This is a genomic window from Pedobacter sp. MC2016-24 (assembly GCF_015223055.1).
In the GTDB taxonomy this organism is placed as follows: domain Bacteria; phylum Bacteroidota; class Bacteroidia; order Sphingobacteriales; family Sphingobacteriaceae; genus Pedobacter.
On record NZ_JADFBX010000044.1, the window covers coordinates 1 to 849 of the forward strand.

The window sequence follows — 849 nt, forward strand, 5'->3', positions numbered from 1 at the left end:
GTAATGTTGTAAGTCAGTACATCACCTGGCTTCACGGTAGCAGGATTACCTACAATCGTTTTAACTGCAGTGATTTTCCCTTCGGTTGGTTTCTCAACCTCTGGCGTAACTGGTACTGTAGGATCAATCGGGTCAATGATCGAAGCCACGTTTTTAATACTCGTGGTTCCAACCGGAAGGTTAGCAACAACCCTAGCTTTAAAGCTCAACACCAATGTACCATTGGCTGGAACAGTTAAACTGGCCCAGTCTATTTTATTACCGGTTAATGTTCCGGCATTGCTGATTGTATTGATACTGGTTAAAGTTGCAGGTACATTGTCGCTAGCGGTAACGCCAGTTTTCGCTGTACCAAAACTATTGGTCAGGGTAATGTTGTAAGTCAAAACATCACCTGGTTTAACTGTTGAAGGATTACCTACAATCGTTTTAACCGCGGTGATTTTCCCTTCGGTTGGTTTCTCAACCTCTGGCGTAACCGGTACTGTAGGATCAATCGGGTCAATGATCGAAGCCACGTTTTTAATACTCGTGGTTCCGACCGGAAGGTTAGCAACAACCGTAGCTTTAAAGCTCAACACCAATGTACCATTGGCCGGAACAGTTAAACCGGCCCAGTCTATCTTATTACCGGTTAATGTTCCGGCATTGCTGATTGTATTGATGCTGGTTAAAGTTACAGGTACATTATCGCTAGCGGTAACGCCAGTTTTCGCTGTACCAAAACTATTGGTCAGGGTAATGTTGTAAGTCAAAACATCACCTGGCTTCACGGTAGCAGGATTACCTACAATCGTTTTAACCGCGGTGATCTTACCTTCTGTTGGTTTCTCAACCTCCGGAGTCACG

At 44.5% G+C, this 849-nt stretch carries 1 protein-coding gene; it reads right to left on the minus strand.

The annotated features are described in order from the left end of the window. On the minus strand, window positions 1-849 hold an 849-nt coding region (locus IM797_RS28180; protein ID WP_194130563.1), incomplete at both ends, for a DUF11 domain-containing protein.